Annotated in this window: 12 protein-coding genes; 7 read left to right on the top strand and 5 right to left on the bottom strand. The window is 61.2% G+C overall.

What is annotated here, in order from left to right; translation table 11 throughout:
- The 3 genes from J2X76_RS24550 to J2X76_RS24540 are packed head-to-tail and all read right to left on the bottom strand — an operon-like array spanning window position 1 to window position 2,381.
- The gene (locus tag J2X76_RS24550) at window positions 1–888 is read right to left on the bottom strand and encodes a branched-chain amino acid ABC transporter permease (RefSeq protein WP_113283511.1); all 888 of its coding nucleotides are present in this window, start codon (window positions 886–888) and stop codon (window positions 1–3) included.
- 34 nt (window positions 889–922) lie between these two features.
- Entirely contained in the window at window positions 923–1,630 is a 708-nt protein-coding gene (locus J2X76_RS24545) for an ABC transporter ATP-binding protein (RefSeq protein ID WP_162732262.1), read from the bottom strand.
- Window positions 1,623–2,381: an ABC transporter ATP-binding protein gene (locus J2X76_RS24540; protein WP_310220044.1), complete on the bottom strand. Its 759-nt coding sequence runs from the start codon at window positions 2,379–2,381 to the stop codon at window positions 1,623–1,625. Before J2X76_RS24540 ends, J2X76_RS24545 begins: the two co-directional genes overlap by 8 nt.
- A 269-nt stretch (window positions 2,382–2,650) precedes the next feature.
- Here J2X76_RS24540 and J2X76_RS24535 point away from each other — a divergent pair, with 269 nt between their 5' ends.
- The 7 genes from J2X76_RS24535 to J2X76_RS24505 all read left to right on the top strand — a co-directional run bounded on the left by J2X76_RS24535 (window position 2,651) and on the right by J2X76_RS24505 (window position 10,202).
- The gene (locus tag J2X76_RS24535) at window positions 2,651–3,859 is read left to right on the top strand and encodes an ABC transporter substrate-binding protein (protein WP_310220042.1); all 1,209 of its coding nucleotides are present in this window, start codon (window positions 2,651–2,653) and stop codon (window positions 3,857–3,859) included.
- 92 nt (window positions 3,860–3,951) lie between these two features.
- A complete protein-coding gene (locus J2X76_RS24530) occupies window positions 3,952–4,719 on the top strand; it encodes an enoyl-CoA hydratase-related protein (RefSeq protein WP_310220040.1) in 768 nt (255 codons plus the stop codon).
- 66 nt (window positions 4,720–4,785) lie between these two features.
- Entirely contained in the window at window positions 4,786–5,541 is a 756-nt protein-coding gene (locus tag J2X76_RS24525; RefSeq protein WP_113128332.1) for an SDR family oxidoreductase, read from the top strand.
- Window positions 5,542–5,564: 23 nt separating this feature from the next.
- Complete coding sequence (locus J2X76_RS24520) at window positions 5,565–7,091, top strand: class I adenylate-forming enzyme family protein (RefSeq protein WP_405030087.1); 1,527 nt, start codon at window positions 5,565–5,567, stop codon at window positions 7,089–7,091.
- A gap of 26 nt (window positions 7,092–7,117) precedes the next feature.
- Window positions 7,118–8,278, top strand: a complete 1,161-nt coding sequence (locus J2X76_RS24515) for an iron-containing alcohol dehydrogenase (RefSeq protein ID WP_310220038.1) — start codon at window positions 7,118–7,120, stop codon at window positions 8,276–8,278.
- Window positions 8,278–8,721, top strand: coding sequence for a thioesterase family protein (locus J2X76_RS24510; protein WP_310220348.1), 444 nt, complete (start codon window positions 8,278–8,280; stop codon window positions 8,719–8,721). Before J2X76_RS24515 ends, J2X76_RS24510 begins: the two co-directional genes overlap by 1 nt.
- A 23-nt stretch (window positions 8,722–8,744) precedes the next feature.
- Window positions 8,745–10,202 carry an NAD-dependent succinate-semialdehyde dehydrogenase gene (locus tag J2X76_RS24505; RefSeq protein ID WP_310220036.1) on the top strand — a complete coding sequence of 486 codons (1,458 nt, stop codon included), beginning with the start codon at window positions 8,745–8,747 and terminating at the stop codon, window positions 10,200–10,202.
- A 60-nt stretch (window positions 10,203–10,262) separates the two neighbouring features.
- Here the strand turns inward: J2X76_RS24505 and fabF are convergent, their stop codons facing one another.
- Entirely contained in the window at window positions 10,263–11,540 is a 1,278-nt protein-coding gene (gene fabF, locus J2X76_RS24500; RefSeq protein WP_310220034.1) for a beta-ketoacyl-ACP synthase II, read from the bottom strand.
- A 30-nt stretch (window positions 11,541–11,570) separates the two neighbouring features.
- Entirely contained in the window at window positions 11,571–12,170 is a 600-nt protein-coding gene (locus J2X76_RS24495) for a TetR/AcrR family transcriptional regulator (RefSeq protein WP_310220033.1), read from the bottom strand.
- Window positions 12,171–12,180: the final 10 nt, after the last annotated feature.

Genomic DNA, 12,180 nt, shown 5'->3' with positions numbered 1-12,180 from the left:
TCACGCCTCACGACTAAACAGGCCGGACGGCCGGATGAGAATCACCAGCACCATCACGACAAAGACCGCGATTGACGACGCTGCCGGATAGAATGTCTTCGTCAGGCCCTCGATCACGCCGAGCGCAAGCGCGGTGACAATTGCGCCGCCGATCGATCCCATGCCGCCTATGACGACGACGGCGAACACGACGATGATGATGCTTGATCCCATGCCCGGGCTCACTTGATAGAGGGGTGCGGCAAGAGCCCCGGCAAATCCCGCCAGACCGACGCAGAATGCGTAAGTCAGCGTGAGCATCAGGGGAACGTTGATGCCGAACGCCTGCACCAGTGCCGGATTTTCCGTCGCGGCCCTCAGATATCCGCCGAGCTTCGTCCGTTCGATCGCCAGCCAGGTCAGGATGCAGATAGCGAGCGACACGGCAATCACCCATGCGCGATACACGGGCAGGAACATAAATCCCAGATTGATGCCGCCCGTTAGCAAGGCCGGAACGGGATAAGGCTTTCCCGCCGCACCGAAGATATGGCGGAACAGCCCTTCCAGCATCAGGGCGATGCCGAATGTGAGAAGCAGGCTATACAGGTGGTCCATGCGGTAAAGCCGCTTCAGGAGCGTCTTTTCGATGATGACGCCGGCAAGGCCGACGAGGAAGGGGGCGGCGAACAATGTCCACCAATACCCCAGGCCCATTTTTGAGAGCAGATACCACGCAACGAACCCGCCCAGCATGTAGAAAGCTCCGTGGGCGAAGTTGATGACGTTGAGCATGCCGAAAATGATGGCAAGGCCGAGGCTCAACAGCGCGTAGAAAGAGCCGTTGATCAGACCGAGCAGCAGTTGGCCGAGGAGAACGGGTATCGGCACCCCGAGGAAGTCTGTCATCGGATTCCTACCTGTTGAAGTGTTTGCGCCATGGTCAGACCCCGAGATACCGGTTGAGGCGATCCATGTTGGCGTCGAGTGCATGGTTGGCGATTTCGTCGACGACCTTTCCCTGGTCCAGTACGAAATGCCGGTCGGCGACGGAGGCGGCAAAGCGCAGGTTCTGCTCCACGAGAATGATGGTCATTCCGCGGTCCTTGAGGATGCGCAGCGCAGCGCCGATTTCCTCGATGATGACCGGAGCTATGCCTTCCGTCGGTTCGTCGAGCAGAATGAAGTCGGCTCCGGTCCGTAATATCCTGCCGATGGCAAGCATCTGCTGTTCGCCGCCCGACAGTCGGGTTCCGGGGGTGCTGTCGCGACCCTTGAGATTGGGGAAGAGGCTATAAATCTCGTTCACGCTCATCCCGCCGGATTGCCAGGCAGGAGGGAACAAGAGGTTTTCAATGACATTCAGTTTCGAGAATATGCCCCGCTCTTCCGGGACATAGCCGATCCCGAGCCGGGCGACCTTGTGTGGTGCGACCTTGAGGAGGTCCACGCCCTTGAACGTGCCACTGCCCGCACGTTTTCCCACCACCCCGATCAGGCTGCGCAGTGTCGTGGTCTTGCCCGCGCCGTTGCGCCCGATCAATGTGACCACTTCGCCTTTCCTGACGTCGAAGGTGACGCCATGCAATACGTGGCTTTCGCCGTACCAGGCTTGGAGGTTGCTGACGTTGAGGAGTGCCGGTTCAGGCATGGGCGCCTCCCATATAGGCCTTGCGGACTTCGGAATTCGAGGAGACTTCGACATAGCTGCCCTCGGCGATGACTTCGCCGCGGCGCAGGACCGTGATCCTGTCGGAGAGATCGGCGACGACGCCAAGGTTATGCTCGACCATGAGTATGGTCCGGCCTTCGCCCACCCGGCGGATGAGGGCTGCGGTTCTGCCGATGTCTTCCGTGCCCATGCCGGCCATCGGCTCGTCGAGCAGCAGCACTTCCGGCTGCAGCGCAAGCGTTGTCGCCAGTTCCAAAGCCCGTTTCCGCCCATAGGAGAGTTCGCTCGCCTTCGATCGGGCCTTGTCGGCGAGGCCGACGCTATCAAGCAGCGCGCCCGCCTCATCGTTGAAGCGCTTGAGACACCGGTCGGACTTCCAGAACGAGAATGTTTCGCGTTCGCGGGCCTGCAGGGAAACGCGAACGTTCTCGTGCGCGCTCAGATGCGGAAACACGGAAGAGATCTGAAACGAGCGCACCAGCCCGAGCCGGGCGATGTCGGCAGGAGCCATGCGGGTTATGTCACGGTTCTTGAAGAAGATCTGCCCTGAACTTGGAGAAAGGAACTTCGTCAGGAGGTTGAAGAGAGTGCTCTTGCCCGCCCCGTTGGGTCCAATCAGCGCGTGGATGGTCCCTGCGCTGATCTTGATGTCGACGTTGTTGACGGCAACGAAGCCGCCGAATGAGCGCGTCAGATTGCGCGCTTCGATAACGGGTGCGGTCTCCGGCACGCGTCGTCCTCCCTAGTGTCTTAAATTCTCCTCCAGCGAAGCCATGACGAGATGGTTCGCGCACCTCGTCCCGTGGGAGAGGCATTCTGAGAAAATCACATAAAGTCTAATAATGCAAGCTTGCATATTTTTCGAATATCTGATTTTCTTACCGTTATCGGCTGTTGCGTTGCATATAACTCCTGCTTCAGCCGGATCTAAGTATGATAACGCAAGTTCATATCGGCGCGGCGGAGGAGCCTTGGCGCCGGATCTGGGAGGATAGAATTATGAAGCGTCTAAAGATTCTGTTGTCGTGCGCCGCCGCCCTCGGAGCGATGAGCCTGTCGGCATATGCGCAGACAACAGGCCCGGTGAGGATCGGCGTGCTGACGGATGTCAGTGGCCAGTTCTCTCACGAAAGCGGGGACGGGGCGGTCGCGGCCGTAAAGATGGCGGTCGAAGATTTCGGCGGGAAGGTCCTGAATCGCACTCTGGAAGTCGTCGTCGCCGACCATCAGAACAAGCCGGAAGTGGCTGTCTCCACCGCGCGCCAGTGGTACGAGTCACAGGGCGTGACGATGATCAACAACCTGATCAACTCCGGCATCGCGCTTGCCGTCACGCAGGTGGCCAAGGATCAGGACAAGATCGCCATCGTCAACGGCTCCGGCTCGTCGCGTCTGACGAACGACAGCTGCACGCCGAACAGCATCCATTATTCCTACGATACCTACGCGCTTTCCAACGGCACGGCCAACGAACTGATCCGGCAGGGGAAAAAGAACTGGTTCTTCCTCACGGCCGATTATGCCTTCGGTCATGCACTGGAAGCGGACGCCAGCCAGATCGTGAAGGCGAGTGGCGGGACCGTGTCCGGCGCCGTGCGCTACCCGATCGAGACTTCGGACCACAGTGCCTTCATGCTGCAGGCGCAGGCTTCGCCCGCGGACGTGGTTGCGATGGCCGGCTCGGGCACGACATTCGTGAACGCCGTCAAATCTGCATCGGAATTTGGCCTCGCGTCGTCCGGGAAAACGGTAGCCGGCCTGCTGGTATGGGACACCGACGTCCATTCGCTCGGCCTTGAAACCGCCCAGGGCATGATCCTCACCAACGCTTTTTATTGGGATCGCGACGACGAAACGCGAGCCTTCGCCAAGAAGTTTGAAGCGCGCGTAGGGCGCCCGCCTCATATGGGCGACGCGGGCGACTATTCCTCGACCATGCACTACCTGAAAGCCGTTCAGGCCGCCGGCACGACGGATACGAAGCAGGTCATGGCGAAGATGAAGGAGACCCCGATCAACGACTTTTTCGCCAAGGGCGGAAAAATCCGGGCAGACGGCAGGATGGTCCACGACATGTACGTTTATCAGGTCAAGACGCCCGCTGAATCCAAGAGCGAATGGGACCTCTTGAAACTCGTGACGACGATTCCCGGCGACAAGGCTTTCCGCCCGCTTTCCGAAAGCCAGTGCCCGCTGGTCAAGAAATGACCGAACGGGGTGCCCGTTTGGCTGCGGGCATCCCTTCAATCCATGGCGTATGCCGGATCGCGATGCGATCGGGAAAGCAAGGCGAGCAGGACATGAGCGATATACTGGTTGAGAAATCCGAAGGCGTGGCGGTTGTCACGTTGAACAGGCCACAGCAGCGCAACGCGGTGACTTTCGAAATGTGGCGTGGGCTCGCGGAACTGTTTCGAGACTTCGACAAGGACGCCGACGTGCGGTCGGTTATCCTGACCGGAGCAGGTTCGGATTTTTCGGCAGGCGCGGATATCAGCGAGTTCGACGAGATCAGGGGCGGCGCGGAAGAGAGCAAGCGATATGAAGTCGCCGTCGATGCCGCGGGAGACGCAATTTACGGTGTCTCCAAACCCACGATCGCGGCAATCCGTGGATACTGCCTGGGTGGTGCTGCCCACCTCGCGATGTCCTGCGATTTCCGGATCGCCGAACGTGGTGCGGTGTTCGGAATTCCTGCGGCTCGGCTTTCCATCGTCTATGGAGTCTCTGCGACCCGCAAGCTCTTCTCCCTCGTCGGGATCACCGAGGCAAAGCGCATCCTGTATTCGGCAAACCGTTTCGGTACCGAAGATGCGATCCGCAACGGCTTCGCCGATGGAGTGGCGGACGATGTGCTCCAAGCGGCCAAGGAGCGCGCCCGGTCCATGGCTGCGAACGCCCCCCTGTCCATCAGCGGCGCGAAATTCATCTTGAATGGCTGCGCCAAGGGGGAGTTCGACCCTGCCGAGGCGGAGAGGCTGATCGACGAGGCAAGCGCGAGCCATGATTACGCCGAAGGGCGCAAGGCGTTCAGCGAGAAACGCCCACCACGGTTCCTGGGCCGATAACCCGATCGAAGCATCCGGAAGAATTCGCTGCATCGGCAGCATCCGAAATTTAAAAGGAGACTTGGAATGCAAACCAATCTGAAGGGTAAGGTGGCGCTGGTAACAGGCGGTGGCCGTGACGTCGGCGGCGATATCGCGCGCGCGCTCGCGGCCGAGGGTGCCGCCGTCGCCGTCAATTACAGCCGCTCGAAGTCGGAAGCCGAAGGAGTGGTCGAATCCATTGTCGCCACCGGCGGGAGGGCGAAGGCCTACCAGGCTGACATCAGTGACAATGAGCAGGTGAAAGCCATGGTCGATGCGGTCAGGGCCGATTTCGGAACCATAGACGTGCTCGTCAACAATGCCGGGTACGTCAAGTATCAGCGGTTTGTCGACTCGACGCCGGAAGAATGGAAGAAGCAGATTGACATCTGCCTCTACGGAGCAATCAATTGCTGCCACGGGGTCGCGCCGCTGATGATCGGCCAGAACTCCGGCCGTATCATTAATCTTGTCGGTGACAGTTCCCGGATCGGGGAGGCCAATCTCGCAATTGCCGCGGCCGCTCGTGGCGGCACGATCGCTCTCGGCAAGTCTCTGGCCCGCGAATTCGGTCGCAACAACATCACCGTCAACACGGTGTCTCTTGGCCTGATCGAGACATCCCATTCCGATCCGGAATTTCTGGAGAAGAACCGCGAGAAGATCGTCAAGGCTTATCCGCTCCGCCGCATCGGTCGGCCAGATGACGTTGCTCCCACGGTGACCTTCCTTGCATCGGAGGCGTCGTCGTGGATCACCGGCCAGGTCATCAGTGTCAACGGCGGCTTTTGCATGGTGTAAGTGGAATAGGGGAGGAGCTGACAATGATACACTTCGATCTTATTGCGCCCGTCGGAGAGATCCTCCGACGGAACGCCCGACTTTATCCTGAAAAACTGGCCTTCGAAGACCGGCGAAGGTCCGTCTCCTATGCCCGGCTCGACGCCGAGACGCAGGCTCTCGCCTCACGTCTTCTCGCATCGGGGCTGAAGAAAGGGCAGGCAGTCGCGATCTTCCTTCCCAATTCGGTAAACTGGGTCGTCGCGTGCCTCGCGGTTGTCAGGGCCGGGGGGATTTCCGTCCCGGTCGCCATCGACTCGACCGAGGCAGAACTCGGCTATCGCCTGACGGATGCCGGTTGCTCGGCGCTGATCAGCCTGCCGGAAAAACGACCGATGATCGAATGTTTGCTGCAGCGCCTGGGAAGTCCGGTCGAGCTGATCGAAGCGAACGATTCGACGGGGTTCGACACGGCCGGCCCCCAGTCCGACGTTTTCGAAGACGACCTGGATGTCGATCGGCCTGCCTACATTGTCTATACGTCCGGAACCACGGGGCAGCCGAAAGGCGTGCTCCTCTCCACGCGCTCGATGCTCTGGGTGACGTGCGCATGCTGGGCGCCGATTGCCGGGATGAACGAGAACGATGTCGTTCTCAACACGCTCCCGCTTTATCACTCCTACGCTCTCAACATCGCGGTGCTATCCATCATCGCGACCGGGGCGAGCGAATACATCATGGAGAAGTTCTCGACGACGCAGGCGACGGAATTGCTGCGTACGGGGCGCTTCACATTCATGCCCGGCGTCCCGACCGTCTTCCATTATTTCCTTTCGGCGTGCCAGGAGAGCGGCGAAAAGCTGTTGTCGTCCGTCAGATTATGCGTGTCGGCCGGGGCGATCCTGCCCGGCCCATTGAACTCGGATTTCGAGGAATTTTTCGGCGTGCCTTTGCTCGACGGCTACGGGATCACCGAGACCTCGACGATGGTGACCATGAACTGGCCCGGCCGCTGGCGTGTTTCCGGGTCGTGCGGGTTGCCGGTTCCGGGGCTGTCGGTGCGTCTCGTAGACCCAAAGACGGGACATGACGTTCCTGCCGGGACGGAAGGCGAGCTGATCTGCAAGGGGCCGAACCTGATGCACGGTTATCATAACAAGCCGGCGGAAACTCTAAAGGCCATTGTCGATGGCTGGTATCATACCGGCGATCTCGCGAAATCCGATGCGAACGGTTTCTTGACGATCACCGGTCGCCTCAAGGAACTCATAATTCGCGGAGGGCAGAATATCGCTCCCGCGGAAGTGGAGGAGACGATTTTGCTCGACCACGCGATCATGGACTGCGCGGTCATCGGCATGCCCCACCCCATGCTGGGAGAGGTGCCGGTCGCATGCATCGTTCCAAAGAATGCCGTCGCGTTCGATCCGGATGCTCTGCTGGCGCACTGTAAAGGCCGTCTTTCAGCCTATAAGGTCCCGGACCGCGTCTATATCGTCGCTGAGATACCCCGCACCGGTTCAGGCAAAATCCTGCGGGTTAAACTTCGCGAAAGCCTGCCCGCCGCGTAAGCGCAAATCGCCATTTGGAGACGTGCATGAACCCGTTTATCTTCAGTACGACCGCTCAGATCGTCTATCGGCCTGGCGCTGCCACTGCGATCGGTGATCTGGTAAAGCAGAAACTCGGCAGCCGTATTCTGTTCGTGACCGACCCCGGTTTGCGGAAGCTCGGCCTCTGCGATCCCGCTCTCGCGTCTCTGGCTGCCTCCGGCGTCGAGACCATCGTGTTCGATCGGGTCGAAGCCGATCCGTCGCTTGCGACGGTGATGGCGGCAACAGATGCCGCCAAGGCGGATAAGGTCTCGGGGGTGATCGGTTTCGGCGGCGGGTCTTCGCTCGACGTGGCCAAGGTCGTGGCCTTGCTCTGCGGTTCCGGCGAACCGATCGACGACGCCTGGGGTGTTGGGAATGCGAAGGGGCCGCGGCTGCCTCTGGTTCTAGTTCCTACCACCGCCGGGACGGGATCGGAGGTCACTCCGGTCTCCATTATCACCGTCGGCGCCGACGAGAAGCGCGGTATCTCGTCGCCGATCATCCTCCCCGATATCGCGGTCCTCGATCCCGACCTGACCCTTGGCCTGCCGCCTCATATCACCGCAGCCACCGGGATCGATGCCATGGTACATGCGATTGAGGCCTATGCATCGAAGAGCGCGAACAATAACCCCGTTTCCAAGATGCTTGCGCGTCAGGCGCTTCAGCTTCTCGGCGCGAATATCGAAAAGGCGGTCTTTGATGGCAAGGACCGTGCCGCCCGCGGCGCGATGCTTCTGGGTTCGATGCTGGCAGGACAAGCCTTCGCGAACTCTCCCGTCGCGGCCGTCCATGCGCTGGCCTATCCTATTGGCGGAACCTTCCACATTCCTCACGGGCTCTCGAACGCGCTCGTGCTCCCGCATGTTCTGCGGTTCAACGCGCCGGACGCTGCATCGACCTACGCTGAGATCGCGGCCGATGTATTTCCGGACCTCGCATCGGAACATGGCGACCAGGGACGCTGCGCCGCCTTCATCGAGCGTCTTGGAGCGTTGTCCGTCAAGCTCGGCCTTCAGCCGCGGCTCCGCGACGTGGGTATTGGCGAAGAGCACCTTTCCGGAATGGCGCGGGACGCCATGAAGCAGACCAGGCTCCTCGTGAATAATCCCCGCGACGTCAGCGAGGCGGACGCGCTTTCGATCTACAGGGCGGCGTGGTGATGGCGGAACGAGCAGCACCTGGAAATCGTTCGGCCTACAAGGTGTTCCGCACCATCGGCTTGCGATGGTCGGACAACGATATTTACGGGCACATGAACAACGTCGTGCACTACAGCATGTTCGATACGGCGGTGAACGCCTTTCTCATCGAAAACGGAGCGCTGGACATCAGGGGCGGCTCCGATGTTTTCCTGGTTGTCGAGACCGGATGCCGATATCATGCCGAAATGGCATTCCCCGATCGCGTGACGGCTGGAATACGGGTGGCGAAACTCGGCAACTCTTCGGTTCGATACGAGATCGGCCTCTTCCGTAACGACGATGACGTGGCGTCGGCCGAGGGTTTTTTCGTCCACGTAAACGTCGATCGCTTCTCACGGCGGCCGGTACACTTCGGTGAGGGCGCAAGGCGTGTGCTCGAGCCGCTCCTGGCTTCGTCCTGAACTATCCCGAGAAAGGTAATCCCATGGCAGCTCTGACACTCAACGACCCCTCGCTCCTGATTGATAAGTGCTTCCTCGGGGGAGAGTGGCGTGATGCCGACGACGGTCGCGTACTCGAAGTCACCAATCCTGCAGACGGTTCCGTCGTGGCGACGGTGCCCCGCATGGGTGCCGGCGAGACCAGGCGCGCCGTCGAGGAAGCAGGCAAGGCGCTGCCTGCGTGGAAAGCGCTGTCCGGCAAGCAGCGCGCCGCGATCCTGCGCAAGTGGTTCGATCTCCTCATCGAAAATCAGGATGACCTGGCGGCCATCATGACAGCCGAACAGGGCAAGCCGCTTGCTGAAGCCAAGGGCGAGATTGCCTATGCGGCCTCCTATATCGAATGGTTCGGCGAAGAGGCCAAGCGCGTCTATGGCGACACCATCCCCGCACCGACGGCTGACAAACGGATCGTGGTCATCAAGCAGCCGATTGGCGTCTGTGCCGCGATCACGCCCTGGAACTTTCCCGCCGCGATGATCACGAGAAAGGTTGGGCCGGCGCTCGCGGCGGGGTGTACCATGGTGATCAAGCCGGCGAGCCAGACGCCGCTTTCGGCGCTGGCCTTATGCGTCCTTGCCGAGCGCGCCGGCGTGCCCAAGGGCGTGCTGTCATGTGTGACGGGGTCGGCGGGCGAGATCGGCGGCGAACTCACCGCCAACCCGATCGTCCGCAAGCTCAGCTTCACGGGTTCGACCGAGATCGGCAAGGTGCTGATGGCCCAGTGCGCCGGCACGGTCAAGCGCACCTCCATGGAGCTCGGCGGAAATGCGCCCTTTATCGTCTTTGACGATGCCGATGTGGAGGCCGCGGTTAAGGGTGCGATCGCGTCCAAGTATCGGAATGCCGGCCAGACCTGCGTGTGCGCCAACCGATTCCTGGTACAGAGCGGGATTTATGCCGCCTTCGTTGCACGGCTTGCCGAGGCCGTTTCGGCGATGCCGGTCGGCAACGGGTTCGAAGCGGGTGTCCAGATCGGCCCGCTCATCGACGAAAAAGCGGTTGCGAAGGTGGAAGATCTCGTCTCGGACGCGCTCCGTCACGGCGGACGGGTGGTTTCAGGTGGGCAGAGACACGCGCTTGGGCATAGCTTCTATCAGCCGACCGTGCTCGCCGACGTCTCGCCGGAGGCGCAGATTTTCAGCGAAGAGATTTTTGGGCCGGTAGCGCCAATTTTCCGGTTCGAGACGGAGAGCGAAGCGATCGAACTTGCCAACAGCACGCAATTCGGACTTGCCGCATACTTCTACGGGCGCGACATTTCCCGGGTTTGGCGGGTGGCGGAAGCGCTTGAGTTTGGCATTGTCGGCATCAACGAAGGCATCATTTCGACGGAGGTCGCGCCCTTCGGCGGCGTCAAGGAGAGCGGCAACGGCCGCGAAGGCTCGAAATACGGCATGGATGACTATCTCGAAATCAAGTACCTGTGCATGGGTATCTGACACCAATGAGCGCGGTCTTTCCGGCGCCTCCCGGCGCCGGAAAGCGAAGATGGGAGAACCCTATGCCGCCTTTGCGGAAAAGCGCTTGAACACCGCGCTCGCATTCACGCCGCCGAAACCGAAGCCATTGGTGATCGCGTAATTCATAGGCATCGGCCGGGCCACGTTTGCGACAATGTCAATTCCGTCGCTGGCGGGGTCGGGCGCATTGAGGTTCAAGGTCGGCGGCGCAATCTGGTCGCGAAGCGCCATGATCGTAAAGATCGCTTCCAGTCCGCCGGCTGCACCGAGCAGGTGACCGGTCGCGGATTTAGTGCCGCTCACGGCCAATTCGGGGGCTTTACCGAACACGGTCCTGATGGCCTCGATTTCCCCGCGGTCCCCGACCGGTGTCGAGGTCGCATGTGCATTCAGGTGCTGGATATCGTGCGGAGAGATCCCGGCCTGTTTGATGGCGATCTGCATGGCTCTTGCGGCGCCCGATCCGTCCTCGGGGCCGGAGGTTATGTGGTGAGCGTCGGCCGTCGTGCCATAACCGACCAGTTCGGCGAGCGGCTCGGCGCCGCGCGCGAGCGCATGGCTGAGTGACTCGATGACCAGGATGCCCGCGCCTTCGCCCATGACGAACCCGTCGCGCAGCATATCGAACGGCCGCGATGCCAGTTCGGGAGTGTCGTTAAACCCGGCAGACAGGGAGCGAGCGGCGGCAAAGCCTCCAAGGCTGACGATATTCATGCAGGCTTCCGTCCCGCCGCAAACGGCGATGTCGACCTCGTTCGCACGTATGAGCCTGGCCGCGTCGCCGATGGCTTGAACGCCTGCGGCGCATGCCGTGACGGGCGCCCCGATCGGCCCCTTGAAACCATGGCGGATCGAGACTTGGCCCGCCGCCAGGTTGACCAGAAACGACGGAATGGTGAAGGGCGACAAGCGCCGCGGTCCCTTCTGGTCGACAGTCCGGACGGCGTCCGTGATGGCGGGAAAACCGCCGATCCCCGAGGCGATGACCGTTGCCGTCCGAAGGCGGTCCTCTTCCGAACCGGGCTTCCAGCGCGCCTGCGCAAGCGCTTCATCAACCGCGGCAAGCGCAAACAGAATAAAGCGATCCACCTTGCGCTGATCCTTCGGCGGCAAGACGCGATCGGGATCGAACCCGGCTTCCGCGTCCTCGTCGATGGACGGCACCACGCCGCCGACCTTGGCAGGAAGATCGCCGACGACCTCATCGGGGAGACGGCGAATGCCGGACCGGCCGGCCTTGAGCCGGGCCCATGAGCTGGAAACATTGGCACCGAGGGGGCTAAGCGCTCCCATGCCCGTGACGACGATACGACGCATGACGACTCCAAGAATTTCTGTTTGGCGAGATCAGGACGACACGCCCTGATCTCCGTCGAGAGGTGCAAGGCGCGCGACCTCGTTGGCCGCCGCCTGAAGCAGGCGATCCGACATGTCGGGGTCTGTCATGATCCTCGAAAGCGTGACTGCGCCGACCATAAGGGACAACATCACCATCGCCTTTTCATCGGCCCCGGGCTCACCCTCTTCCGGCATCAATTCCTCCAGAACCTGCAAGTGGGCCTTGATCCCGTCCTGGAAAGGCGTTCGAACCTCGGAACTCTGCCGGGCGGCGTCCGAGCCAAGCGCGACCAAGGGACATCCATCGCTGGTGTCGCCGCGATGGCCGTCGGAGAGGTAGAGATCGACGACCGCGCGCAACGGATCCGAACTCGAAGCGGCGACGGAAGACCACCGGCGCGTCGCGCTTTCCATCGCGCGCCTGGAAGCAAGCGCCGCCAGATCGTCCTTGGATTCGAATTGCTTGTAGAAGCCGCCCTGGGTGAGGCCGGCCCCCTTCATCAGGTCCTTGAGACCGATGCCGTCAAAGCCGTGCTCTCGAAAAAGTCGGCTCGCCGCGTTGATCACCGCTTCCCGGTTGGCCTCGGCCTGGGCTCGACTGACTCTCATTCGCGTCTCC

The sequence above is a fragment of the Neorhizobium sp. 2083 genome (assembly GCF_031455615.1).
In the GTDB taxonomy this organism is placed as follows: domain Bacteria; phylum Pseudomonadota; class Alphaproteobacteria; order Rhizobiales; family Rhizobiaceae; genus Neorhizobium.
The sequence above is the reverse complement of the archived record's forward strand: the minus strand, read 5'-3'. Positions and strand labels throughout refer to the sequence as shown.